23 protein-coding genes are annotated in these 23,552 nt (G+C 61.3%); 10 read left to right on the plus strand and 13 right to left on the minus strand.

Translation table 11 applies throughout. The features are described from left to right. Positions 1–6: 6 nt before the first annotated feature. Genes hpnE through hpnA form a run of 4 tightly spaced genes read right to left on the minus strand, consistent with a single transcriptional unit; the run spans position 7 to position 3,963 of the window. On the minus strand, positions 7–1,257 hold the full coding sequence (hpnE, locus tag A3OQ_RS0119640; RefSeq protein WP_020177154.1) for a hydroxysqualene dehydroxylase HpnE: 1,251 nt from the start codon (positions 1,255–1,257) through the stop codon (positions 7–9). Next, a complete protein-coding gene (hpnD, locus tag A3OQ_RS0119645) occupies positions 1,257–2,099 on the minus strand; it encodes a presqualene diphosphate synthase HpnD (RefSeq protein ID WP_020177155.1) in 843 nt (280 codons plus the stop codon). The genes hpnE and hpnD overlap by 1 nt, the downstream gene beginning before the upstream one ends. Beyond that, a complete protein-coding gene (gene hpnC / locus A3OQ_RS0119650; protein ID WP_020177156.1) occupies positions 2,096–2,968 on the minus strand; it encodes a squalene synthase HpnC in 873 nt (290 codons plus the stop codon). Before hpnC ends, hpnD begins: the two co-directional genes overlap by 4 nt. Next, positions 2,965–3,963, minus strand: coding sequence for a hopanoid-associated sugar epimerase (hpnA, locus tag A3OQ_RS0119655; protein WP_026596039.1), 999 nt, complete (start codon positions 3,961–3,963; stop codon positions 2,965–2,967). Before hpnA ends, hpnC begins: the two co-directional genes overlap by 4 nt. Positions 3,964–4,250: 287 nt before the next feature. Here hpnA and A3OQ_RS0119660 point away from each other — a divergent pair, with 287 nt between their 5' ends. Further along, a complete protein-coding gene (locus tag A3OQ_RS0119660) occupies positions 4,251–6,077 on the plus strand; it encodes an ABC transporter transmembrane domain-containing protein (RefSeq protein ID WP_020177158.1) in 1,827 nt (608 codons plus the stop codon). Between the two features lie 53 nt (positions 6,078–6,130). Here the strand turns inward: A3OQ_RS0119660 and A3OQ_RS0119665 are convergent, their stop codons facing one another. The 7 genes from A3OQ_RS0119665 to A3OQ_RS0119700 all read right to left on the minus strand — a co-directional run bounded on the left by A3OQ_RS0119665 (position 6,131) and on the right by A3OQ_RS0119700 (position 9,630). After that, a complete protein-coding gene (locus A3OQ_RS0119665; RefSeq protein ID WP_020177159.1) occupies positions 6,131–6,946 on the minus strand; it encodes a transglutaminase-like domain-containing protein in 816 nt (271 codons plus the stop codon). Between the two features lie 14 nt (positions 6,947–6,960). Then, positions 6,961–7,134 (minus strand): hypothetical protein, encoded by a 174-nt coding sequence (locus A3OQ_RS24750; RefSeq protein WP_020177160.1) that lies wholly within the window; start codon positions 7,132–7,134, stop codon positions 6,961–6,963. Between the two features lie 32 nt (positions 7,135–7,166). Next, the gene (locus tag A3OQ_RS23110) at positions 7,167–7,436 is read right to left on the minus strand and encodes a hypothetical protein (RefSeq protein ID WP_020177161.1); all 270 of its coding nucleotides are present in this window, start codon (positions 7,434–7,436) and stop codon (positions 7,167–7,169) included. Positions 7,437–7,764: 328 nt separating this feature from the next. After that, positions 7,765–8,538: a sulfite exporter TauE/SafE family protein gene (locus A3OQ_RS0119685; protein WP_026596040.1), complete on the minus strand. Its 774-nt coding sequence runs from the start codon at positions 8,536–8,538 to the stop codon at positions 7,765–7,767. A 131-nt stretch (positions 8,539–8,669) separates the two neighbouring features. Further along, the gene (locus A3OQ_RS0119690; protein ID WP_083931629.1) at positions 8,670–9,152 is read right to left on the minus strand and encodes a GNAT family N-acetyltransferase; all 483 of its coding nucleotides are present in this window, start codon (positions 9,150–9,152) and stop codon (positions 8,670–8,672) included. 17 nt (positions 9,153–9,169) lie between these two features. Then, positions 9,170–9,391 (minus strand): type II toxin-antitoxin system HicB family antitoxin, encoded by a 222-nt coding sequence (locus A3OQ_RS0119695; protein ID WP_020177164.1) that lies wholly within the window; start codon positions 9,389–9,391, stop codon positions 9,170–9,172. Next, positions 9,388–9,630, minus strand: a complete 243-nt coding sequence (locus tag A3OQ_RS0119700) for a hypothetical protein (protein WP_020177165.1) — start codon at positions 9,628–9,630, stop codon at positions 9,388–9,390. Before A3OQ_RS0119700 ends, A3OQ_RS0119695 begins: the two co-directional genes overlap by 4 nt. 106 nt (positions 9,631–9,736) lie before the next feature. On the opposite strand from A3OQ_RS0119700, the gene recF reads away from it, so the two are divergent. The 5 genes from recF to mobA all read left to right on the plus strand — a co-directional run bounded on the left by recF (position 9,737) and on the right by mobA (position 17,377). Then, positions 9,737–10,933 (plus strand): DNA replication/repair protein RecF, encoded by a 1,197-nt coding sequence (gene recF / locus A3OQ_RS0119705; RefSeq protein WP_244427199.1) that lies wholly within the window; start codon positions 9,737–9,739, stop codon positions 10,931–10,933. Positions 10,934–11,056: 123 nt separating this feature from the next. Then, a complete protein-coding gene (locus A3OQ_RS0119710) occupies positions 11,057–11,884 on the plus strand; it encodes a transporter (RefSeq protein ID WP_152428540.1) in 828 nt (275 codons plus the stop codon). 211 nt (positions 11,885–12,095) lie between these two features. Further along, positions 12,096–13,808: an NADH-ubiquinone oxidoreductase-F iron-sulfur binding region domain-containing protein gene (locus A3OQ_RS0119720; RefSeq protein WP_020177169.1), complete on the plus strand. Its 1,713-nt coding sequence runs from the start codon at positions 12,096–12,098 to the stop codon at positions 13,806–13,808. Then, positions 13,805–16,576, plus strand: coding sequence for a formate dehydrogenase subunit alpha (fdhF, locus tag A3OQ_RS0119725; RefSeq protein ID WP_020177170.1), 2,772 nt, complete (start codon positions 13,805–13,807; stop codon positions 16,574–16,576). Before A3OQ_RS0119720 ends, fdhF begins: the two co-directional genes overlap by 4 nt. Positions 16,577–16,759: 183 nt before the next feature. Next, the gene (mobA, locus tag A3OQ_RS0119730; RefSeq protein ID WP_020177171.1) at positions 16,760–17,377 is read left to right on the plus strand and encodes a molybdenum cofactor guanylyltransferase MobA; all 618 of its coding nucleotides are present in this window, start codon (positions 16,760–16,762) and stop codon (positions 17,375–17,377) included. A gap of 127 nt (positions 17,378–17,504) precedes the next feature. Here mobA and A3OQ_RS0119735 read toward each other — a convergent pair whose 3' ends face one another. Together A3OQ_RS0119735 and A3OQ_RS0119740 are read right to left on the minus strand one after the other, a co-directional pair. Next, on the minus strand, positions 17,505–18,056 hold the full coding sequence (locus tag A3OQ_RS0119735) for a DUF2478 domain-containing protein (RefSeq protein WP_020177172.1): 552 nt from the start codon (positions 18,054–18,056) through the stop codon (positions 17,505–17,507). Between the two features lie 3 nt (positions 18,057–18,059). Next, the gene (locus A3OQ_RS0119740; RefSeq protein WP_020177173.1) at positions 18,060–18,299 is read right to left on the minus strand and encodes a sulfurtransferase TusA family protein; all 240 of its coding nucleotides are present in this window, start codon (positions 18,297–18,299) and stop codon (positions 18,060–18,062) included. A 79-nt stretch (positions 18,300–18,378) separates the two neighbouring features. On the opposite strand from A3OQ_RS0119740, the gene A3OQ_RS23115 reads away from it, so the two are divergent. The 4 genes from A3OQ_RS23115 to A3OQ_RS0119760 are packed head-to-tail and all read left to right on the plus strand — an operon-like array spanning position 18,379 to position 23,340. After that, positions 18,379–19,563 carry a molybdopterin-binding protein gene (locus A3OQ_RS23115; RefSeq protein WP_020177174.1) on the plus strand — a complete coding sequence of 395 codons (1,185 nt, stop codon included), beginning with the start codon at positions 18,379–18,381 and terminating at the stop codon, positions 19,561–19,563. 4 nt (positions 19,564–19,567) lie between these two features. Further along, positions 19,568–21,529 (plus strand): molybdopterin biosynthesis protein, encoded by a 1,962-nt coding sequence (locus A3OQ_RS0119750; protein WP_020177175.1) that lies wholly within the window; start codon positions 19,568–19,570, stop codon positions 21,527–21,529. Continuing rightward, positions 21,526–22,086 carry a molybdopterin-guanine dinucleotide biosynthesis protein B gene (gene mobB / locus A3OQ_RS0119755; protein WP_020177176.1) on the plus strand — a complete coding sequence of 187 codons (561 nt, stop codon included), beginning with the start codon at positions 21,526–21,528 and terminating at the stop codon, positions 22,084–22,086. The genes A3OQ_RS0119750 and mobB overlap by 4 nt, the downstream gene beginning before the upstream one ends. Next, positions 22,087–23,340: a molybdopterin molybdotransferase MoeA gene (locus tag A3OQ_RS0119760; protein WP_020177177.1), complete on the plus strand. Its 1,254-nt coding sequence runs from the start codon at positions 22,087–22,089 to the stop codon at positions 23,338–23,340. Positions 23,341–23,552: the final 212 nt, after the last annotated feature.

Genomic DNA, 23,552 nt, shown 5'->3' on the forward strand with positions numbered 1-23,552 from the left:
GCATTCCTATCGCGTACGAAGATATTCATCCGCCGCCCGGTTTCCCGAGCGGATAGCGCCTTCAATTGTGGCTGGCAAACCATTCGCTGTCCAATCCCCGGCAAGGAAAAGATTGGCATAGTTGCTTATTGGTCCCGGTCGCCTGGCTTCTTCCTCCGGCGTCGCCGCGAAAGTCGCCCGTTTTTCCTTGATGATCTGCCACGCGGGAAGCGGCCCCGCAATATGTGTCAATTGTGTCACGTCGGCCCAGATTCTTTCGGCGAGCTCTTCGCGCCCCACGTCGAGCAGCCGGTCCGCCCCGCTGATCGTTACCGAAAGCCGGTCCGGATAGGTAAAAAGCCATTCCGTCAGACCATTGATGACGCCCAGAATCGGCGGCAGCGACGGCGGCGGCGCGATCTTGAAATGCGCATTGACGATGGCCCGGAAGGACTGAGGTACCACAAGGCCGGGCATAAGGTCTTCTGCGACGGGTGCCGGCACGGCGAGGATGATCGCGTCTTCCGCCTCAACGGCGATGTGTTTCTCGTCGAGTTCCAGCGCCGACACACGAGCGTCCGCGAAAGCAAAGGCGCGCAGGCGGTGTTCGAACCTGACGTCCGCTTTGTGAGCGGCAAGATGGCGCAAGGCGGGCTCTATGAAGGCCGCGGTCAGGCCCTTGACCGCGACCAGCGGGCGGCAAGCGCCAGCCCCTTTCATCAAGGTCTCGCGCGTGACAGCCGCCGCCAATACAGCCGCCCCCTCCTTCGGTTCCGTGTTGAGCACGGCCAAGAAAAAAGGCTGCCACAGGCGCTCATAGAGAAGCCCTTCGCAGGTCATCGCTTCGCCGAGCGATTGCCCGTCGCGAGCCATGAGGAGGCGAAGCAGGCCGAGATAATCCTTGGCCCTGGTGCCCGGCACGCGCCGTCCCGGCACGAAAATCCACCATGGGATGGGGCCGGCATTCGGATGCAGGACCCAGCTTTCGCCGGTCGCGAGATCCACAAAAGGAAAACGCGCGTCCTTCGGCCCCTCGAGCGCGTTCTCGCTGCCGATGCGCTTTAAGAAATCGCGCACCGCATAATTGCCCGACAACAGCAGATGATTGCCATTGTCGATGGTGAGATCGAGCGCCGGTTCGTAATAAGACCGGCAGCGGCCACCGGCTTGGCGCGCGGCTTCATAAACCACGATGTCGCGGGTGCCGTCGGCAAGCCGCACCGCCGCGGCCAGACCCGCGAGGCCGGCACCGATAATATGAACCTTGGGACGCGGCATCAAAGAAAGCCGTATCGCACTATTGCGAGCAGGAGGCGGAGCTTCGACACGGAGACGCGCTTGCGCGGCGCTGCGAAACCGCGCGCGATCAGATTGTCGAGAATGCCGTGATAGCCGATCCCCATGATGCGCGGCGCTTTGACGCTCACCCGGGGACACAGCGCCATCACCTCATAGGCCGTCGCGAAATGCGCCTTGGCTTTTTCGATGACGGGTTGGCAGGCAGCACCCAGCGCCGGATCCGCCACGACCTCCTTCGGCGATGTGGAATGAATGCCGGCAGCTTCGAGCGCTTCGCGCGGCAGATAAAGCCGGTCGATTTCGGCATCCTCATCGACATCGCGCAAAATATTGGTCAATTGGAAGGCCCGGCCCAAATGGTGCGCAAGATCGCGTCCATGCGCGCGGGGCACCCCGAAGACATTGACCGAAAGACGCCCGACCGCGCTTGCCACACGGTCGCAATAAAGATCGAGCGTCGCAAAGTCCGGTGCTTGGATATCGGCAGCGACATCCATGTCCATACCGTCGATGACGGCATGGAAATCCTCGCGCTGAAGATCGAACGCCCGGATCGCCTCAGCCAAGGCCGCGAGGTGGGCTGGAGGTGTCGTGCCGGCATACAGCGCGTCAATGTCCGTGCGCCAGACGTTCAATTGCTCCGCGCGCTCCGGCCTCGGCCCGCCATCGTCGGCGATATCATCGACCGCGCGGCAGAACGAATAGATCTCGAACATGGCCTCGCGCTCCGCCTTCGGCAGAATGCGCATCGCCGTGTAAAACGAGCTTTTGCTGGCGCGCTGCGCCGCATCAGGCGGCGATGAAACCGCGACGTCGCTCATGACGGATCGCCCTCCGCGCTGCGCGGCTTGCGGCGCGCGAAGGTTCTCAAGCCGGACGCGACGCCGGCGAGAGTCCAGATCAAGAAACCGGGTTTCGTCAAACGCACGGGCTCGCTCAATGGATCATAGGCAATGAGACGCTGCGTCAGCGTCTGCGCGAGCTTTACGATGATCGCGGTTTCAAGGCAAAGCCGGAAATCCCTCACCTGCCCCGGCAAAGCGGCGCCTTGCGCCACGAGCCCGTTGGTTTTTTCCGCGAGGCTTTTGAGATAGGCGCGCAGCGCCGGAGGTGCCGCCGGCAGATCCAAAGCCTCGACGCCGAAGCCGGCCTGGGTCAGGCCATCGAGCGGGATATAGACGCGATCGATATTATGGTAATCGGCGACGCAATCCTGCAGATGGTTGATGATTTGCAGAGCCGCGCAAAGCGCGTCCGACGCCGGCCAGGTCGATTCGCTTTCACCATGGACGTCGAGCACGAAACGCCCGACGGGCGCGGCCGAATAGGCGCAATAAAGCATCAACTCGTCCCAGGTCTCGTAGCGCTTCTTGACGGCATCCATGCGGAACGCCTGCAAGAGATCGAGTGCGTGGTGGGGCGAAAGATTGTGTTCGGCGAGCGCCAGCCGCAAAGGCACGGCGTCAGAGATGACATCCGTTCTGCCCTTCAAAGTCGACTCGAAATCGTCGAGGGCGAATAGTTTTTCTTTCGCCGTCAGCACGGGATCGTCGGCGACGTCATCGGCGCTGCGAGCGAAGCGATAGAAGGCCATGATCGTGGCACGATGCGCCGGCGCGATCAAAACCGAGGCAACAGGGAAATTTTCATCCTTGTGCGTCTTCGAAGGCGGCGGCGGCACGAAGCTCATCGCACATACCCATGTTCGCGAAACCAGCTCACGGCTTCAGCCAGCGCCTCGCCATAAGGCCGCGCGCTATAGCCGAGATCCCGTTCGGCTTTGGCCGAGCTGAAAAACATCCGATGCTTCGACATGCGCAATCCATCCACGGTCAAGAAAGGCTCGCGGCCGGTTATATGGGCTGCGGCTTCCGACACCAATGCAAAGGGATAAAGGAGAGGCCGCGGCAGACGGACCCGCGGCGGCTTGCGGTCGCTCAGGCAGGCGATCTCCGACAGCATGGTCGCAAGCGGCACGTTCTGTCCACCGAGGATATAATGCTCGCCCGTCTTGCCGCGGCGAAGCGCTGCAATATGCCCTTCCGCCACGTCGTCGACATGGACGAGATTGAGGCCCGAGTCGACATAGCCCGGCACATGTCCCAATGCCGTCTCGACGATGATGCGGCCGGTCGGCGTCGGTTTGACATCGCGTGGACCTATGGGGGTCGAGGGATGCACGATCACCGCCGGCAGGCGCTCGTTCGCGATCATCTCCTCGACAACCCGCTCGGCCGCCACCTTGCTGCGCTTATAGGCGCCGATCGCCGTGGTCTCCGTGTGCCGCATCGTCTCATCCGCGGGGCTGCCGCAAACCGGCAATGCGAGGGTCGCGACGCTGCTCGTATAGACGACGCGCTCCAGCCCGGCATCCAGCGCGGCCTTCATCACATTGCGCGTGCCTTCGCGATTAGTCTGTATCAGCTCTTCGGGCCTGCGGGTCCAGAGCCGGTAATCGGCGGCCAGATGAAAGAGAAATTTCGTGCCAGCCACCGCCTGCGCGACGGATACGGCGTCGCACATGTCGCCTTCGGCGATTTCGACATCGAGATTTGCGAGGTTGATGCGCGGGCTCGTCCGCCGTAAGAAGACGCGAACCGAATAATCTGCGGCTAGCAAAGCCTTGACGACCGCGGACCCGACGAAGCCTGAGGCTCCCGTGACCAATACCTTGTCACCTGCCACGCCGCCTCGCCCCCGGACCCGTAAATTGGGAAATATTGCCCCCTCGCCGGATGGGCATATCATTTCTGCTCAGATTTGGGCAACCGGCCAGCCCGCAGATGGCAAATTAGACCGGCCCCATCACGCGAATGTGGGAGCACCTTCTCAAATTCGCCCGAAATCTATGGCCGATCCCATCGCCAGGGGACGGTATTCGGCGCTCAAAGGGCTATTTATGTTCGAGAGATAAGCCTCAAAGCAAACCGAATTCCTATCGAGCCCGCGCAAGAGAGCCTGTATAAGCAGCCATGACCGAAGAAACCGAAGCTTTGACCGAACCTGCAAAACCCGCCCGCAAGCCGCCGCTCCGCGCCCTGGCTCCGCTTTTACCCTATGTCCTGCGGTACAAGTCACGCATCGCAGGCGCCTTCATCTCTTTGACCTTTGCGTCGGCTGCCACGCTTGTCGTGCCTTTCGCAATCCGGCGCATGATCGATTTCGGCTTTTCCGCCCAAAGCGACAAGCTCATAAATACATATTTCTTCGCGCTTATCGCTGTCGTCGCCGTTTTGGCTTTGTCATCGGCCTTCCGTTATTTCTTCGTCATGACGCTTGGCGAACAGGTGGTCACCGATCTGCGCACCGATGTGTTCGCGCATCTGACGAAGCTCGACGCGACCTTTTTCGACAGCGTGCGTACCGGCGAACTTATCTCCCGCCTCACCGCCGATACGACGCAGATGAAATCCGCGTTTGGGTCTTCAGCTTCCGTGGCGCTGCGCAATTTCTTCCTGTTTATCGGCGCCATCGGGCTCATGATCTATTCGAGCCCGAAACTGTCCGCCTTGGTCCTGGTCGCCATCCCGGTCATCGTGCTGCCGCTCGTCGCCTCGGGACGCACGGTGCGCAAGCGCTCACGCGCGGCTCAGGATGCTCTGGCCGATGCGACCGCCTATGCGACCGAAAATCTCGGCGCGGTTCGCGTCATGCAATCCTTCGGCGCGCAAGCCGACACCAATAAGCGTTTCGCAGGCGCCGTCGATTACGCCTTCGAGACGGCGCGTGCAGCCATCGGTGCCCGCGCTATTCTGACCGGCGTTATCCTGTTCCTGGCCTTTTCGAGCGTCGTCGCCGTGCTGTGGCTCGGCTCGCAAGATGTGTTGGCCGGCCGCATGACCGGCGGCCTTCTGTCGCAATTCGTGCTTTACGCCATTTTGGGCGCAAGCTCGCTCGGGCAATTGAGCGAGGTCGGCAGCGAGCTCGCCGCCGCCGCTGGCGCAGCCGAGCGGATCGCCGAAATCCTCAAAATAGAGCCGAAGATCGTCGCGCCGGTTCCAGCAGCCGTCTTGCCCGTGCCATCGGTGGGAACGATCACTTTCGAAGACGTCGGTTTCTCCTACCCGTCGCGGCTGCGGGACGCTGCTTTGCGCGGGCTGAGCTTTGAGGTCGCACGCGGCGAGACGGTCGCGATCGTCGGTCCTTCGGGCGCCGGCAAATCGACGCTCTTCCAACTCCTGCTGCGCTTCTACGATCCGACCTCCGGCCGGATTCTGATCGACGGAGTCGATATCAAGACGGTCGATCCGGCCGATCTGCGCCGCCATATCCGCAGCGTGCCGCAGGATCCGGTGATTTTCGGCATCAGTATCTTGGACAACATCCGCTACGGCATGCCGGAGGCGAGCGAAGCCGCCGTGCGCGATGCAGCAGAACGCGCCGCCGCCGATCAATTCATCCGGGCTTTGCCCGAAGGCTATGCCACGCAGGTCGGCGAGCGCGGCATCACTTTGTCGGGCGGCCAGCGGCAAAGGCTCGCGATTGCCCGGGCGATCTTGCAGCATGCACCGATCCTTCTGCTCGACGAGGCGACCTCCGCTCTCGATGCCGAAAACGAGATCCTCGTACAAGCGGCGCTCGAAAAGCTGATGGCCGAGCGGACAACGCTCGTCATCGCGCATCGGCTCGCAACTGTGCTCAAAGCGCATCGCATCCTCGTCATCGACAATGGCAAGATCGTCGAGGAAGGCACGCATCAGACGCTGGTTGCCAAAGACGGGCTTTACGCGAAACTCGCGCGGCTGCAATTCGAGACGGGCGCGGTTGCCTTGCAGGATGGGCGCACGGCGGCTGCTTGAGACGGCCGAATCGCCGAGGCCGGTCGAAGTGTCGTCCGCTTTGGGCGCAACATTCATCCCGCCGCGGAGTCTACCTCGTAGGTCCACACGCGGAACGATTTCAACAGATGAGGCCCGAAACTCGTGATCATAGCGACGTCGGCCGCATCGCGGCCGCGCGCGACGACCACGCGACCTATTCTCGGCACATTATTGCGAGGGTCGAAGGTCCGCCATTCGCCGCCGATATAGACCTCGATCCAGGCGCTAAAATCCATCGGGTCGACGACCGGCACGCCGATATCGCCGAGGTGACCGTTCACGTAGCGAGCGGGGATGCTCATGCAACGGCACAGAGCGACCGCGAGATGGGCGAAATCACGACAGACGCCGACGCGCCCCTCGAAGACCTCGAAGGCCGAGCGCGTCGCGGAGGCCTTCTGATAGTCGAAGACGATGTGATTGTGAACGAAGTCGCAGATCGCCTGCACGCGCCCCCAGCCCGGCGCGAGGCCGCCGAACAGGTCCCAGGCGGGCTGGTTCAGCAGGTCCGTCTCACAGTAGCGGCTGCCCATGAGGAACATCAGCACCTCGTTCGGCAGCTCCGCGACAGCAATTTCCTTGGCATCGGCGTAAACAGGATCCCTGCCGCCGCAGTCGTTGATCGTGGCATCGCCCATCAGCACGAAATCGCCTGCCGGCGCTACGAGGCGCCGGCAGAGGTTGCCGTAGCTGTCATGGTAGGTGGCGACCGGCACGAACGGCGTCGTCGTCGCGACTTCCGGCGCCACGAGATCCTGCAGGCGGTCGGCCTGGACGGACATCATGCAGATGATCGGCGTCGGTTGCGCGCAGGTGATGGCGATCTCGTAACCGTAGCGGATGAGCATGGACTGACTGGCCGTCAAACTGCGACTGCTAGCGGTTCCACACCGGGTAACGGCATCGGCGCCGCGACGTCGGGCGTCTTCACGGCGAGCCGCCGCTGATCGTCCTGCATCATCATGAGAAGCTCGTGCCTGATCTGGCGGGCGGACGGAAGCGCGATTCGGCGCCCGAAGCGCATGAGTTGGGCCATGTGAAATGCTCCTGAGGAAGAAGGGTGAAGGATCAGCTTTCTTCGGCGGCGCTGGGCCAGGAGGCACCCTCCGAGCCGGGGCCAACGGTCGGCGCCGTGACGGGTGACAGCGAGAAGGACGTCAGCTGATGTTCGACGACTACCCGCCGAAAATTCTCCGTCTCGCTCTTGATGCGATATTGAAGCTGCGTGCCGACGGGCGGCATCTGCGCTTCGACGATATAGCGGCTGGCCGTGGAGGCTGGCTGCCCTTCGGCAGATAGCGTCACGACCGATCCGATCTTGAAGCGATGGGTGGGCATGCGATCCTCTCCGGTGGCCGTAACGGGTTCAGGCTCTCGGATGAGACGCCGGTCTAGTAATCCATGCCGCCCACGGCAATGGCGGGGACTTCCTTGCGCAAGTCCGCGATCATGCTCTCGGTCATGATCGTTGTCGTTGCTTCATCTCAGGCGTGATGACTGGAGGCGACGATCGATAAGTATAATCTCATATGGCGGCGCTTAGCGCCAATTGTAAGGGATGCCAGCCCCTAATTGCCTGGCGTGTTCAGCGTCGCAGCGCGAGCGGGGCTAACCTATCGGCGCGAAACCGCTGACAGACATCCCCTATGGTTGCTCCCTGCGGCGGTCAAAAAGACAGTTTGATCCCCACCACTGCGAGCGTGCCGGCGAGCAGCGGCCGCAGGATGCGGTCTGGCACATGCGCCGCCAAAAGGCTGCCAATGACAATGCCGGGCAAGGAGCCGATCAGAAGCGAGATCAGCATCGCCCAATCGACGGAGCCTAAAAACCACCAATGGCCGATGCCAGCGATGAAGGCCAAGGGCACCGCATGGACGATGTCCGAGCCGACGATATGCGCGATGCGCATGTTCGGATAAAGCGAGATCAGCACGGTGACGCCGATTGCGCCCGCGCCGACCGATGAGATCGAAACAAGCACGCCGAGGAACACGCCCAGCAAAACGGTCAGCGCTGTCCTGTGCCAGTCGGAAAGCCCTTCCGAATAGCGCGCGAGATGCGACAGCATCCATTTGCGAAAGATCAACGTAATGGCCGTCAGAATCAGCGCGAAGCCAAGGACATTGGTGATCAAGCCATGCGCGCCATGACTCTTGGTGCCAAGATAATTGAGGAACAGTAGAGTTGCGATCGTCGCAGGCACGCTGCCCGCCGCGAGCCTGCCGACGACGCCCCATTCGATCGTGCGGTTCCACGCATGGACAAGCGTGCCGCCGCATTTGGTAATCGATGCATAGAGCAGGTCCGTGCCGACGGCGGTTGCCGGCGCTATGCCGAAAAACAAAACCAAGAGCGGCGTCATGAGCGAGCCGCCGCCGACGCCTGTCAGCCCGACGAGCATTCCGACGAAGAAACCCGAGATCGAATAGGCGAAATTGATCGCATGCCAGTCCAAGAAATGACGTCCCGTCGATTGGTCTGCCGCGCAGGGCAATGTAACGTCCCGCAGCTTGGCGACGAGCACAGCTATTTACATACTCCATAAAGAGTAGCAAATTTTAGCATCCAGCCCTAAGTCGTAGGGCCAAGCCGCCATTGCATCCTTAAAGTCTTCAGGCCCGACAAGGCATTTACGCCTTCGCCGGTTCGCACAAAACCCTCGCGCTGGTAAAAGCGAATGGCGCGCGGATTGTCTTCATTCACATCGAGGACGAGCGCTTCGGGTGACAGGCGCCGCGCCTCGGCGAGAAGCTGCGAGGCCAAGCCAGAGCCCCAGGCATCAGGTGTCACGGCAAGCTGAGCGAGATTGTGCGTCTTGGGGTTGACGGTCACGAAGCCGACGATGATGCCTTGCATATCGAAAGCGCAGATTGTTTGAAATCCGCCTGCTTCGAGGCCGCTCAGATGGTCTCGAAACCAGTCTCGCCGCGCTTCGAAATCGATCTGCGGCATGGCTTTCTGCCAGCTCGCCACCCATAGGTCGACAAGAGCGGAGAGCTCGCTTTCAGCACGGGGGCGGCAGGAAGACTCCGGAGTTTTGAGATGGCGGGCCATCGCGCCGGATACGGCCGTTAGACTCGCGTCAAATGCTTGGATGGTTCCGGAATGATTTTTCCGGCTTCAGCGGCCGCTTCAAGCCACGCTTCAATGGCGTCCTTGACATTGACGACAGCTTCTTCGGGGCTGGCGCCATCGCTCATGCATCCCGGCAGGTCTGGAACAAGCGCGACAAAGCCACCGCCATCTTCCGGGGAAAGAGGCTCAACCAGGATGGGATATCGAAGATCGCTCATGTGCTGGCCCTTGCCGCGTCAATGAACGCCACCAGTTTGCGAATATAGACTGGTTTGATAGGCCTTTTGGAAGGGATGGTCAAAATCTCAGGCATGCGGTCAAAGAACACTTTGTAATGGGAGCCGCCGCCTTTCGGTGCTCGGCATGCTATGCCGTTTTGGGCACAAACAGCCTTAACGTCGTCGATGCGCCAGTCGCCTCTAGGGTTTTGACGCATTTGATCGAGCAAGTCGTTCATGTTGGATTGTCTCTGCTCCGAAATGCGTCGTCCAATGCCGACCGCAGCTCGCTCATGCTATAGGATCGTTCCAAAAGAACGATTGCGCCGAAGAAAACGATAGCACATGGCGTCTCAAATGCTTCCGGCTTCGAGCTCCGTCCGTCCGGCGGTTCGGCGCCTCCAACTCACGGATTTCCGCTCCTACAGAAGCCTCGACCTCGCCGTCGATGCGCCGATGATCGTGCTCACCGGCGACAATGGCGCCGGCAAGACCAATCTTCTCGAAGCCTTGTCTTTCCTCACCGCCGGGCGCGGGCTGCGCCGGCCTGAACTTGCCGAATGCGCCGCGTCGCAAGGCTCCGGCGGCTGGGCGGTGTCGGTCGATATCGATACGGACCAAGGCGCGGTACGGCTCGGCACAGGCATAGATCCGCCGAACGGCAATGGCTTGCTGCGCCGCTACCGGATCGACCGCGAGCCAGTCGCATCGATCAAGAGCTTTGCCGACCATGTCCGCGTGGTCTGGCTGACGCCCGCCATGGACCGGCTCTTTTCCGGCTCCGCCGGCGAGCGGCGGCGTTTTCTCGACAGGCTCGTGCTCGCGGTCGATTCAGAACATGGCACCCGCGTCGCCTCGCTCGAACGCGCCCTGCGCAACCGCAATCGCCTGCTCGAGGATTTCAACCATCGGCCGGATGCCAAATGGCTCGATGCGGTCGAACGCGAAATCGCCGAATTGGCCGTGGCCGTCGCTGCGGCCCGGCATGAAACGGTCACGCGCCTTTCGGCGCTCATCGCCACAATGCCAGCCGAGGCCACGGCTTTTCCGTTGCCGGAGCTTTCGCTCGAAGGCGAGATCGAGCCTATGATCGGCGGAAGGCCCGCGCTGGAGGTCGAAGATCATTACCGGATGATTTTGCGCGAGCAGCGCGGCCGCGACGCAGCCGCCGGCCGCACCTTGATTGGACCGCATGCGAGCGATCTCAACGTGCGATTCGCCGCCAAGGCGCTTGATGCAGCTCAGGCCTCGACGGGCGAGCAAAAGGCCTTGCTGATCACGATCGTGCTCGCGCATGCGCGGCTCGTCGCGGATATGAGCGGAATCGCGCCGATCATCCTGCTCGACGAGATCGCGGCGCATCTCGACCCGGCGCGACGGATCGCGCTTTATGAGGCGCTCGCGAGTTTGCGCGCACAGGTCTGGATGACGGGCGCCGACCCGCTGGCTTTCGCCGACGTGCCGGGCGACGCGCAGATGCTGAAGGTTACGCCCGGCCAGGTGACGGCTTTTCCCCGTTTTTCCGGCAATTCATCCCCATGATTCACCGCTTTCATCGGACCTGACCCCTTGACAGATGGAAGACTTGGCAAAGCGGCCAACTGAGATAACGTTGCGGAAGATTTTGCTCGTTGCTTTTAGTTTTCGATTTCCGGCGTCGCTTTCGTGTCTCTTCTGCGTATCTTTCAGGTGTTGGTCCGGGCCGTCGCGTCTATTGCCGCGGCAATGGTCTTCGCCCAGGCTGGCGCGCATGCCGGGGCTTTTCTCGCACCTGCCGGCGAAGGCGAAATCATCACCACAGCGACTTTCTCGGGCTCGACGCGGGCTTTCGACAATCGTCACAGATTGATCCCAGTATCGTCCTATCAAAAATTCGAACTCGGCACTTACATCGAATATGGCGCGACGGAATGGCTGACGCTGGTCGCCTCGCCGTCGATCGACCATATTCAAACCGCTCCCATCCCAGGCCGCACGCAAGATACGACTGGCATAGGCGACACGGCCATCGGTGCGCGTCTGAAAATCTATCAGACGGAGATTTTGATCTTTTCGGTTCAGGGCCTTTTGCGTCCGCCGCTCGGTTTGCAGACCGATCCGGCCACCAAGTCCTTGGACCAGAGCCATAGCTTGACCGGCGAAATCCGCGGCCTCGTCGGCATCAGCACAGCGGTTTGGGGCTACGACAGTTTCGCCGATTTCGAGGCCGGCTATCGCTGGAACGATACGGTCACGCCAAATGAATGGCGCGCCGATCTCACGCTAGGCGTCCATGTGACGCCGGTCTTCATGGTTCTTGTTCAGAACTTCACCGCGATCTCCGACGGGCGAACGCCATTAAATCCGAGTTATTATTGGGACAAAGAACAGGTGAGCGGCGTTTATGCGTTTAGCCCGCGTTGGTCGGGCCAGATCGGCGGCTTTCTGACCGTCGCCGGCAGAAATGCGGGCCGCGAACTCGGGCCGCTCGCGGCGCTCTGGTATAGATTTTAGCCTATAAGTTGCTTTTTCTATCAGCCGATAGAAAACATCTATCAACTCTTATGAAAATTATCTTGTTTCATCTCGCCGAAAGGAAAAAGATGGAACGGTTCTAGAACGCGATCTTCGACGCGACAAAGACAGCATCTTTCGCCGCCGGAACATATTTAAAAATATCGCCCGATGCGCCATGCGGTCGCGGCCAGCGCGGAAACGCTATCATATGGATCATACAGCAGATCAAACCGTCCGCCACTTCGAGCATCCCGGTGAAGGGTCGAAGCGCGCCAAGGCGACACCCAAAGGCCGGCAGATCGACCTGAAGGCGCTGGAAGAGATCGAGCATCTTCTCGCCGGCCGTTCACTCCAGCGCGATCTTCTGATCGAGCATCTGCATCTGATCCAGGACACTTATAAGCAGATTTCCGCAGCCCATCTCGCAGCCCTTGCCGAGATGATGAAACTCTCCTTCGCCGAGGTCTTCGAGACGGCGACCTTCTATGCGCATTTCGATGTCATCAAGGAGGGCGAGCCTTCCGTCCCGCCGCTGACGATCCGGGTCTGCGATTCGCTCACCTGCGCCTTGCTCGGCGCCGATAAGCTTCTGCACGAATTGAAGGCGGCCTCCGGTCCGCATGTGCGCGTCGTCCGCGCGCCCTGCGTCGGGCGTTGTGACACCGCGCCCATCGCCGAAGTTGGACATTTCTACGTCGATCATGCGACCCCCGCGGCCGTGCTCGCCGCGGCGGAGGCTGGGCATACGCATCCTGAGATTCCGAATTACATCGGCTATGAGGACTATAAGGCGAAGGGCGGCTATCAACTGCTTGAGCGCCTGCGCAGCGGCGCGCTTCAAACCGAAGATCTTCTGAAGGCGCTCGAAGGCGCCAATTTGCGCGGCCTCGGCGGCGCCGGTTTTCCGACGGCGCGCAAATGGCGGTCCGTGCTCAGCGAGCCCGCGCCCCGCTTGATGGCGATCAATGGCGACGAGGGCGAACCCGGCACCTTCAAGGATCGTTTCTATCTCGAAAGCGATCCGCATCGCTTTCTCGAAGGCGCCTTGATCGGCGCGCATGTCGTCGAGTCGCCCGCGATCTATATTTATCTGCGCGACGAATATCCGGCCGCGCGCGAAATCCTCACCCGCGAGATCGCCAAGCTGCCGCCGGGTGGACCGGTGATTTACCTCCGCCGCGGCGCAGGCGCTTATATTTGCGGCGAGGAATCCTCGATGCTCGAAAGCCTTGAGGGCAAGCGCGGGCTGCCGCGTCACAAGCCGCCCTTCCCGTTCCAGGTCGGGCTCTTCGGCCAGGCGACGCTCATCAATAATGTCGAGACCGTCTTCTGGGTCCGCGACATTGTCGAGAAAGGCGCCGACTGGTGGGCTTCGAACGGCCGCAACGATCGGCACGGCTTGCGCAGCTATTCGGTTTCGGGCCGCGTCAAAAATCCGGGCGTGAAGCTTGCGCCTGCCGGTCTCACGATCCAGCAATTGATCGACGAATATTGCGGCGGCATGGCCGAAGGCCACACGTTCCGCGCCTATCTGCCGGGCGGCGCATCGGGCGGCATTCTGCCTGCCACGATGAACGATATTCCGCTCGATTTCGGTACGCTCGAGAAATACGGCTGCTTCATCGGCTCCGCCGCGGTCATCGTGCTGTCGCAGCAAGACGACGTCAAAGGCGCCGCCTTGAACCTGATGCGCTTCTTCGAGGACGAAAGCTGCGGTCAATGCACGCCCTGCCGCGTCGGCACGCAAAAGGCAGCACTGCTCATGGAAGAGCCCGTCTGGGATCAGGAGCTTCTCGAAGAATTGAGTCAGGCCATGCGCGATGCCTCGATCTGCGGTCTCGGCCAGGCGGCCTCGAACCCGCTGACGACCGTCATCAAATATTTCCCGGAAGAATTCGCACCTAAAGAGGCAGCCGAATGACCGATAAGATCACCTTCGAACTCGACGGCCAGCTGGTCGAAGCGTCGCCCGGCGAATCGATCTGGCAAGTCGCGCAAAGACTGGGGAATACGATCCCGCATCTTTGCTATTCGCCTGAGCCCGGCTATCGCGCCGACGGCAATTGCCGCGCCTGCATGGTGGAAGTCGAAGGCGAGCGCGTGCTTGCCGCTTCCTGCAAGCGCATGCCCTCCATCGGCATGAAGGTGAAAACGGCGACCGAACGCGCCGTCAAGGCCCGCAAGATGGTGATGGAATTGCTCGTCGCCGATCAGCCCGCGCGCGAGACTTCGCATGATCCCGATTCGAAGTTCTGGCATTGGGCTGAGGCCGAAGGCGTACTCGAGAGCCGCTTCCCCGCCGCCAAGCGCTGGATCGGCGATGCGAGCCACACCGCCATGCGCGTCAACCTCGATGCTTGCATCCAATGCGGCCTCTGCATGCGCGGCTGCCGCGAGGTCCAGGTCAATGATGTCATCGGCATGGCGCATCGCGGTTCCAATTCGAAGATCGTGTTCGATTTCGACGACCCGATGGGCGAATCGACCTGCGTCGCTTGCGGCGAATGCGTCCAAGCCTGTCCGACCGGCGCCTTGATGCCGTCCGCCTATCTCGACGAGCATCAAACGCGCGTGGTCTATCCAGAAAAAACCGTGCAGTCGCTCTGCCCCTTCTGTGGCGTCGGCTGTCAGGTCGACTACCATGTTCATGACGGCAAGATCGTCTATGCCGACGGTCATGACGGCCCGGCGAACCACAATCGGCTTTGCGTGAAAGGCCGCTTCGGCTTCGACTATATCCATCATCCGCATCGGTTGACGAAGCCGCTGATCCGTCTGGCGAACGCCAAGAAAGATCCGAACGATCAGGTCGATCCGGCCAATCCCTGGACGCATTTCCGCGAAGCTTCCTGGGAAGAGGCGCTCGATGCCGCCGCCAATGGGTTGAAGAAAATCCGCGACGAGAAAGGCCCGAAGGCTCTGGCTGGCTTTGGCTCCGCCAAAGGTTCGAACGAAGAGGCCTATCTCTTCCAGAAACTGGTGCGCACGGGCTTCGGCTCGAACAATGTCGATCATTGCACGCGCCTTTGCCATGCTTCTTCCGTTGCCGCGCTTTTCGAAGGCATAGCGTCCGGCGCGGTCTCGGCGCCCTTCTCGGCCGCGGCCGACGCCGAAGTGATCATCGTCATCGGCGCCAATCCGACGATCAATCATCCGGTCGCGGCCACCTTCATCAAGAACGCGACGAAGAAGGGCGCGAAGCTCATCGTCATCGATCCGCGCCGGCAGACCTTGTCGCGGCACGCCTATAAACACCTTGCCTTCAAGCCCGGCAGCGATGTCGCCATGCTGAACGCGATGATCAATACGATCATCAACGAAGGCCTGACCGACGATCAATATATCGCCGGCTATACCGAGGGCTTCGAAGAGCTCAAGGCCCGCATCCAGGAGTTCACGCCGGAAAAAATGGCTCCCGTCTGCGGCATTGACGCCGAAACCTTGCGCGAGGTTGCGCGGCTTTATGCGACGGCACGCAGCTCGATCATCTTCTGGGGCATGGGCATCAGCCAGCATGTTCACGGCACCGACAATGCCCGCTGCCTGATCGCGCTCGCCCTCATCACAGGCCAGATCGGCCGGCCGGGCACGGGGCTGCATCCGTTGCGCGGCCAGAACAATGTGCAAGGCGCCTCGGACGCCGGCTTGATCCCGATGTTCTTGCCGGATTATCAGCCGGTCGGCCGCACCGACCTGCGCGAGCCGATCGAAGCGCTTTGGCATCAAAAGCTCGATCCGGTACGCGGCCTCACCGTCGTCGAGATCATGAATGCGATCCATGCGGGCGAGATTCGCGGGCTCTATGTCGAGGGTGAGAATCCAGCGATGTCCGACCCGGACCTGCAACATGCGCGCGGCGCGCTCGCCATGCTCGATCATCTCGTCGTGCAGGATCTTTTCGTCACCGAGACGGCCTTCCACGCGGACGTGATCCTGCCGGCCTCCGCCTTCGCCGAGAAGGTCGGCACGTTTACGAATACGGATCGCCGCGTGCAAATGGCGCGTCAGGTCGTGACGCCGCCCGGCGACGCGCGCCAGGATATCTGGATCATCGAGCAAATCGCCAAGCGCTTGGGACACGACTGGAACTATCAGAGCGTCGGCGAAGTCTATACCGAGATGGCCAAAACCATGCCGTCGTTGAAGAACATCAGCTGGGAGAGGCTCGAGCGCGAAGGCGCCGTCACCTATCCGGCCGATGCGACCGACAAACCCGGCAATGAGATCATCTTCACGACCGGCTTTCCGACCGAAAGCGGGCGCGGCAAGATCGTTCCGGCAAATGTTCTGCCGCCGGCGGAAGTGCCCGACGAAAACTATCCGATGGTGCTTTCCACCGGCCGCGTATTGGAGCATTGGCACACGGGCTCGATGACGCGGCGCGCCAATGTGCTCGACAATCTCGAGCCCGAGGCTGTCGCCTTCCTCTCGCCGAAGGATCTGCGCCGCCTCGATCTCTGGGCCGGAGATTTCATCAGGCTCGAGACGCGGCGCGGCGCGATCCAGTTGAAAGTGCGCTCCGATCGCGACGTGCCGGAGAACATGGTCTTCATGCCCTTCTGTTATGCGGAAGCGGCCGCCAATATCCTGACCAATCCGGCGCTCGATCCGTTCGGCAAGATTCCGGAATTCAAGTTCTGCGCCGCGCGGGTGTCGAAGGCCGAAGTGCTGACCGAAGCCGCGGAATAGCCGCAGATCAAACCCTCATCCTGAGGAGGCCGAAGGCCGTCTCGAAGGATCGAGGGTTTGGGCTTCAAGGAAGTGGTGCCGCGCCGCCCTCGCCCTTCGAGACGTGTGCTTCGCACACTCCTCAGGGTGAGGGCTCAAGAGAGGCTTCTTTAATCAGATATCAACCGCTAAAGGCCACCGAAGATGAGTGAACCGGTCTTCGGCATTCTGCTCGCTGGCGGCCTAGCCCGCCGCATGGGCGGCGGCGACAAGGGCCTCAAGGTGCTCGGCGGTGAAACGATCCTGTCGCGGATCATCAGGGCGGTCGCGCCGCAATGCGCAGGGCTCGTACTCAACGCCAATGGCGATGTGGCAAGGCTGGCTGATCTCGGCTTTCCCATCGTGCCCGACGATGTGCCGGATTTCGCAGGTCCGCTCGCCGGCATTCTGGCGGGACTCGATTGGATCGCAGAGCATCATCCCGAATGCACATGCGCGGTCAGTGTCCCGACCGATACGCCGTTTCTGCCGGCCGATCTCGTTGTGCGGCTGCTAGAGGCCCGCAGCGAGGCGAAAGCAGATATCGCCATCGCGACCTCAGGCGGTTCGACGCATCCCGTCGTCGCGCTCTGGCCCGTCGCGATCCGCCAGGATCTGCGCAAAGCGCTCGTCGACGAGCATATTCACAAGATGGGTTTCTTCATCGACCGGCATAAAGTGGCTCACGCCGATTGGCCAGTAGAGCCCTATGATCCGTTCTTCAACGCCAATGAGCCGGAAGACATCGCTCAGGCGGAAAAGATTTTGGCGGAGCGGCTTTAGCTGTCGCCCTCGCCCTTCGAGACGCTTGCTACGCAAGCTCCTCAGGGTGAGGGCACTGGGGCCCGGCTCTTTCCAAAACCCTCATGCTGAGGAGGTGGCGAAGCCGCCGTCTCGAAGCACGAGGGTTTTAAGACACCAAAGCCCTTTCGGAGCACATCGCTTTCGTAACCGCCTGCCACCAAGCCAACAGCGCTTCCGGCGTGCATGAAATTTCCTGGCTCATATCCGCAACGAATTCCCGCCAGGCCTCGACATAACGCGTCGAGACACAAACCACCGTCGGAATGCCCGACAAGGCAGCCGAGGCAATCTCGTCGCGAAGCCCCATACCTTCGGATTCGAGCCGCCCGAACCGGTTGATGATCAAAAGCTCCGGCGACCGCGTCAAAGCCTGAGAGACAAGTTGCCCGATGGCGACAAGCGCCGAAGGATCGACCCGGCAGCCTTGCGAGCCCGACCCCAAATCCTGCAGGATCTTGGTGCGCGCGCCATTTTCAAGATCGAGCACATAAGTGTCCTTGCAGCCGCAATTCTCGAGGTCTTCGCTGATCTGAACGAAACCGCCAAGACGCGTGCCAGAGGCTGCGAGCGCCGCCGCGAAATCGGCCACGATGCGATTGGCGTCATCGCCGTTTTCGAAGATCAATGCGGCCAGCAATTTCGCGGGCTCCGTGCTCATCTCTCAGGCCTTCTTGACGCGCCGGATGCGGAAAGTCACCACATCATCTTTCTCTTCCACGCCTTCCAAACGATCGCCGGTCTCACGCAGCATATGCGGAATGTCGATCACGGCGAGAGGATCGGTGCAGGCGACATCCAAGCGATCTCCGTCGGCAAGCTTGCGCAAAGCCTTGCGGGTCCGCAAGACGGGCAAAGGGCATTTCAAGCCGATCAGATCAAGGCAAATAGACGTGTCTGCCAAAGATATTCCTGCATTGCTATATATGATGGATTACAAATTTAGCGGATCGTGCGAGCTATATCCAGAAAGATAGCAGCCCTTGAGCGAATTTCGAGATGCCAAGCCGAGCATGGCCGGGCCAAGTGTGGCCCGGCGCAGCTTCGACCAGCTGAGCGCGCTTGGCGATGCGCGTCAAGTGCTGCTCTCCTATTGCCGGCTGACAAAGAGCACGCCCATGCCCGTCGATGAGGCGATGGGCTATGTCACTGCCGAGACCGTGATCTCGCCAGGCCCTGTGCCGGCCGAGGCGATCGCGCTGCGCGACGGTTTCGCCGTGGCGGCACTTGATACCGTCGGCGCTTCTGCCTACGCGCCCGCCTTTGCGCTGACACCGCCGCAATGGGTGTCATGCGGCAATCAGCTTCCTCAATCGACCGATGCGATTTTGCCGGCCCATGCCGTGCGCGAAACAAGCCAGCCTATCGAGATATTGGCGCAAGCAACACCCGGCGACGGCGTCCGCTTTTCAGGCGGCGACCTTGGCACGCGCATTGTGATGATCGCAGAGGGCGAGACAATCAAACCGCTTCATCTTGCCTTGTTCCGCGCAACGGGCATCGCAACGATTCATGTCCGCATTCCACATGCCGCGATAATTATACGCAACGATCTACCGCAAGGCGACTTCATCGGCCCGGCTTTTCGCACCATGGCGAAGACATTGGGTGCCTCGGTCGAGATCCTTGCCATCGACATGAGCGATCTCAAAATCCTCGCGCAAACGCTGGCTGCGATTGATACCGATCTCATCATCGCCATAGGCGGGACGGGCTTCGGCGAGAGCGATTGCACCGCTTCGGCATTGGCCCAAGTCGGGTCCGTCCTGGTCCATGGCATAGCGATGCATCCGGGCGAGACAGCGGGATTTGGCTTCGTCTCCAAATCCTCGGGCTCCATTCCGGTCATCATGGCGCCGGGACGGCTGGAAGCCGCTTTTGCCGTCTGGCTTGCGCTGGCAAAACCCTGTCTTTGCGAGATGGCAGCCACGACGCCTAAAGCACGCGGCGAAACCTTGCCGCTTGCGCGCAAGATCACCTCGAACCCAGGCGTCAGCGACATTGTTTTGCTGCGCCGCGCATCGATCGACGGTAAAACCCACTGGGAGCCTTTGGCTTCCGGCGATCTGCCATGGCACGCGCTAGTGCGCGCCGAGGCTTGGCACATCGTACCGCCCGAAAGCGAAGGCTATCCGGCCGGCGCTTTGCTGTGTGGTGAAGAGATCTAAAGCGATGAGCGACCGCAAAAGCCAAAGCCCCGCGACGCCTGTGCAGGAACAGTTTCTTTCTGTCCTCTCGCGCGAGGAGGCTGCACGCCGCTTTCAAAGCCATCTCGCGATGAAGCCGCTCGGCATCGAACAGGTTTCACTCGCAGACAGTCTGGGGTGCATTCTCGCCGAGACATTGCGCGCCCCTATCGATGTGCCGCCTTTCGATCGCTCCAGCGTCGATGGGTTTGCGGTTCGCGCCGACGATATCAAAGCCGCGAGCGATGCCGCGCCCATCGCGCTCGCGCTCAATGCCGAGACGATCGCCTGCGGTACCCCGCCTTTGCTTGAAGTCGCGCGGGCTACGGCAACACCAATCGCAACCGGCGGTCCGATCCCGCGCGGCGCCGATGCGATCGTCATGGTCGAACACACCGATCCCGATGGCGGCAAGATCATCGTGCGCCGCGCGGTCGCGCCGGGCCAGAACATCGGCTTTGCCGGCAGCGACATCGCTCTCGGCGAAACGCTGCTGCGCCATGGCGATCTCATCGGCTCGCGCGAGATCGGCATGCTCGCCGCCTGCGGCCTAGCGCAAGTGCCCGTCTATCGCAAACCCCGCGTGGCCGTGCTCTCGACCGGCGACGAATTGGTTCAGCCAGGCGAAGCTCTGAAACCCGCCGCGATTTACGATTCGAACGGCCCGATCGTCGCGGCTGCCGTCGCCGAGAATGGCGGCAAGCCCATCTTCATCGGTGCCATTCGCGACGACCCCAATGCGCTCGAGGCGGCCTTGCAAAAGGCGCTTGCCGAAAGCGACATGGTGATCCTGTCGGGCGGCACGTCGAAAAGCGCCGGCGATCTCACCTATCGCATCGTGGCAAAGCTCGGCCAACCCGGCATCATCGCGCATGGCGTCGCTTTGAAGCCGGGCAAACCTTTGTGCCTCGCCGTCGCCGATGGAAAGCCCGTGGTCATTCTGCCAGGCTTTCCGACCTCGGCCATGTTCACCTTTCACGATTTCGTGGTGCCCGTGCTGCGCGCCATGAGCGGGCTCGCCGCGCGTATGGATTCAACGCTTGAGGCAGTCACGCCGGTGCGCATCATCTCCGATCTCGGCCGAGCGGAATTCATGATGGTCGCGTTGACCGAGGGCAATGAAGGCTTGAACGCTTTTCCCTTGTCGAAAGGCTCCGGCTCCGTGTCCGCCTTCTCGCAGGCCGATGGATTTTTGACAGTGGACGCTTTGTCGGAGCATGTGCCGGAAGGCACGCGCATGCAAGTCACGCTCTTCGATGCGCATGTGCGCGTGCCCGATCTCACCATCATGGGCAGCCATTGCATCGGGTTGGAGCCCATCATCGACCGGCTGGCCGATCAGGGGTTTCGCGTGCGCACGGTTGCCATCGGCAGCATGGGCGGTCTCGCGGCGGTGAAGCGCGGCGAATGCGATCTCGCGCCCATGCATCTCATGGACCCGCAGACTGGGATCTATAACAAGCCTTATCTCAACGACGATCTCATGCTCGTCGAAGGCTGGCGCCGTATGCAAGGTCTCGTCTTCCGGCGTGGGGATCAGCGTTTCGAGGGCAGGAGCATTGCTGACGCCATAGCCGCCGCTCTCGCAGATCCGGCGTGCCATATGGTCAATCGCAATCAAGGCGCGGGCACTCGCATTCTGATCGACCGCCTGCTCGGCGCGGCGCGCCCCGACGGCTATTGGAACCAGCCGAAATCGCATAATGCGGTGGCAGCCGCCGTGGCGCAGGCGCGCGCCGATTGGGGCATTGCGATCAAGCCCGTCGCCGATGCCTATCATCTTAGCTTCATTCCGCTGGCCGAAGAGCATTATGATTTTGCGATTGCCCTGAGCCGCATCGAACGGCCCGCGGTAAGAGCCTTTATCGAGGCGCTTCATCGTGACGACGTCCAAGCCGCCCTTGCCGCGATCGGCTTCACGCCCGCGCGCCCGGGAGACCGGACATGACCCGCGTCATCGGATTGGCAGGATGGAGCGGCGCCGGAAAGACGGTGCTGATCGCAAAGCTCATTCCCGTGCTGAACGCGCGGGGTCTGACGGTTTCCACGCTGAAACATGCGCATCATGCCTTCGACATCGATAGACCCGGCAAGGATTCCTATGTCCATCGCGAGGCGGGCGCGACCGAGGTCTTGGTCGCGTCATCAAACCGCTGGGCCTTGATGCATGAATTGCGCGGCGCGCCAGAGCCAAGCCTGGAAGAGCTCTTGCGTCATTTCTCCCCCGTCGATCTCATCCTGATCGAGGGATTCAAGCGCGATCCGCATCCAAAGATCGAAGTCCATCGCGCAGCAAATGGCAAATCCTTTCTTTATCCCGAAGATCCGAACATCCTCGCGCTCGCGACCGATGCGCAAGACGCAAAGCTGCCCTTGCCATCGGCGCATCTCGACGATACGGCAGCAATCGCAGATCTGATGTGGACCCTGGCTTTGCCGCTCGACGAAACGCTCGCGCGGCTTAGCGCGCATGATCCCGAAAAACTATCTGCCGGAACCGCATGAATGGCCCAACTCAGCAAGGATATATTTTCAACCGGAAATGGACCCATGCCGGTCGAAGACGCCGTACGGCTTCTTTTCGGGCGCATTCCGGCGATCGCCGAGACGGAGCCGGTTTCCCTGGTCGAAGCCGAAGGCCGGTTTCTGGCGGAAGCGCTCACCGCGCCGATCGATCTGCCCACCTTCGATAATTCAGCTGTTGACGGCTATGCGGTGCGCTTTGACGATCTCAAGCCGGAAGGCGAGACCATCCTGCCGGTCGAAGGCCGCGTCGCCGCCGGCCATTGTCTCGATGCGGAAGCGCTTCAAGGCCGCGCCGTGCGCATCTTCACCGGCGCGCCAATGCCTGCCGGGCTCGACACGATCTTCATGCAGGAGGACTGCAAGGAAACGGACGCGGGTGTGAGCCTGCCTTCCGGCCTTTCGCGCGGCGCCAATCTGCGCTTGCGCGGCGAAGATGTGAAAATAGGCGAAGCGGCTTTACCACAAGGCCGGCGTTTGCGGCCGGAAGACATCGGCCTTGCCGCCGCGCTGGGGCTCGACCGGCTGACCGTGCGCCGCAAGCTGAAGGCCGCCGTCTTTTCGACCGGCGATGAAATCATGTCGCCTGGTCAAGCGCTGCGCCCGGCCGCCGTCTATGACGCCAACCGCTTCGTGTTGCAGAGCCTTTTGAAACGCCTGGGGCTGGAGGTGACGGATCTCGGCATTCTTGAAGACGATCCCGCCCGCATCAAAGAGGCGCTGACACAGGCCGCCAAGAATCACGATCTCGTCATCACTTCCGGCGGTGTTTCGATGGGTGAAGAAGATCATGTGAAAGGCGCCATCTCCACGGCAGGCTCGCTGGTCTTCTGGAAGCTCGCCATCAAGCCGGGACGCCCCGTCGCCATGGGCGTGATCGACGGCACGCCTTTCGTCGGGCTGCCCGGCAATCCGGTCGCCGTCTTCATCACCTTCATCTATGTGGTGCGGCCCTTGATCGCGGCCTTGAACGGCGCGCCGCCGGAGCCGGCGAAGCCGATTTCCGTCACATCCGGCTTCGCCTACAAGAAAAAGGAAGGCAGGCGCGAATATGTCCGCGTCTCGCTCACACAAAATGCCGAAGGCGACATGATCGCGGAGAAATATCCCGTCGAGGGGGCGGGCGTGCTGACATCGCTCACCCGGACCGATGGCCTCGTCGAATTGCCGGAAAATGTCACGAAAGTCGCTCCCGGCGACAAAATCGGGTTTATCGATTATGCGCTCATCCGCTGAGCGCCTTTGCACTGCCGCAACATGTGTGAATATATTTAGAAAGTGAGCGTCCGGAACGAGATCGCAAAAGTTGCGGGCGTTTCGGGCAAGGTCCTGCGGTAAAATAGAGTCATGTGCGAAGTCGATTCGCTTTTGTCGCGGTGGGGTGAAATCTCGGATTTGTCATATTGAAGCCCTCATGCTGCGGAGCAGTCTTTCGAGACCGATCCGGC

This window comes from Methyloferula stellata AR4, from assembly GCF_000385335.1.
Taxonomy (GTDB): domain Bacteria; phylum Pseudomonadota; class Alphaproteobacteria; order Rhizobiales; family Beijerinckiaceae; genus Methyloferula; species Methyloferula stellata.

Bases quoted from the DNA above. Each gene is read 5' to 3' on its own strand.
- hpnE (WP_020177154.1), bottom strand. From the start codon at position 1,257: ATGCCGCGTCCCAAGGTTCATATTATCGGTGCCGGCCTCGCGGGTCTG.
- hpnD (WP_020177155.1), bottom strand. From the start codon at position 2,099: ATGAGCGACGTCGCGGTTTCATCGCCGCCTGATGCGGCGCAGCGCGCC.
- hpnC (WP_020177156.1), bottom strand. From the start codon at position 2,968: ATGAGCTTCGTGCCGCCGCCGCCTTCGAAGACGCACAAGGATGAAAAT.
- A3OQ_RS0119660 (WP_020177158.1), top strand. From the start codon at position 4,251: ATGACCGAAGAAACCGAAGCTTTGACCGAACCTGCAAAACCCGCCCGC.
- A3OQ_RS0119665 (WP_020177159.1), bottom strand. From the start codon at position 6,946: ATGCTCATCCGCTACGGTTACGAGATCGCCATCACCTGCGCGCAACCG.
- A3OQ_RS24750 (WP_020177160.1), bottom strand. From the start codon at position 7,134: ATGGCCCAACTCATGCGCTTCGGGCGCCGAATCGCGCTTCCGTCCGCC.
- A3OQ_RS23110 (WP_020177161.1), bottom strand. From the start codon at position 7,436: ATGCCCACCCATCGCTTCAAGATCGGATCGGTCGTGACGCTATCTGCC.
- A3OQ_RS0119690 (WP_083931629.1), bottom strand. From the start codon at position 9,152: ATGGCCCGCCATCTCAAAACTCCGGAGTCTTCCTGCCGCCCCCGTGCT.
- A3OQ_RS0119695 (WP_020177164.1), bottom strand. From the start codon at position 9,391: ATGAGCGATCTTCGATATCCCATCCTGGTTGAGCCTCTTTCCCCGGAA.
- A3OQ_RS0119700 (WP_020177165.1), bottom strand. From the start codon at position 9,630: ATGAACGACTTGCTCGATCAAATGCGTCAAAACCCTAGAGGCGACTGG.
- recF (WP_244427199.1), top strand. From the start codon at position 9,737: ATGGCGTCTCAAATGCTTCCGGCTTCGAGCTCCGTCCGTCCGGCGGTT.
- A3OQ_RS0119720 (WP_020177169.1), top strand. From the start codon at position 12,096: ATGGATCATACAGCAGATCAAACCGTCCGCCACTTCGAGCATCCCGGT.
- fdhF (WP_020177170.1), top strand. From the start codon at position 13,805: ATGACCGATAAGATCACCTTCGAACTCGACGGCCAGCTGGTCGAAGCG.
- mobA (WP_020177171.1), top strand. From the start codon at position 16,760: ATGAGTGAACCGGTCTTCGGCATTCTGCTCGCTGGCGGCCTAGCCCGC.
- A3OQ_RS0119735 (WP_020177172.1), bottom strand. From the start codon at position 18,056: ATGAGCACGGAGCCCGCGAAATTGCTGGCCGCATTGATCTTCGAAAAC.
- A3OQ_RS0119750 (WP_020177175.1), top strand. From the start codon at position 19,568: ATGAGCGACCGCAAAAGCCAAAGCCCCGCGACGCCTGTGCAGGAACAG.
- mobB (WP_020177176.1), top strand. From the start codon at position 21,526: ATGACCCGCGTCATCGGATTGGCAGGATGGAGCGGCGCCGGAAAGACG.
- A3OQ_RS0119760 (WP_020177177.1), top strand. From the start codon at position 22,087: ATGGCCCAACTCAGCAAGGATATATTTTCAACCGGAAATGGACCCATG.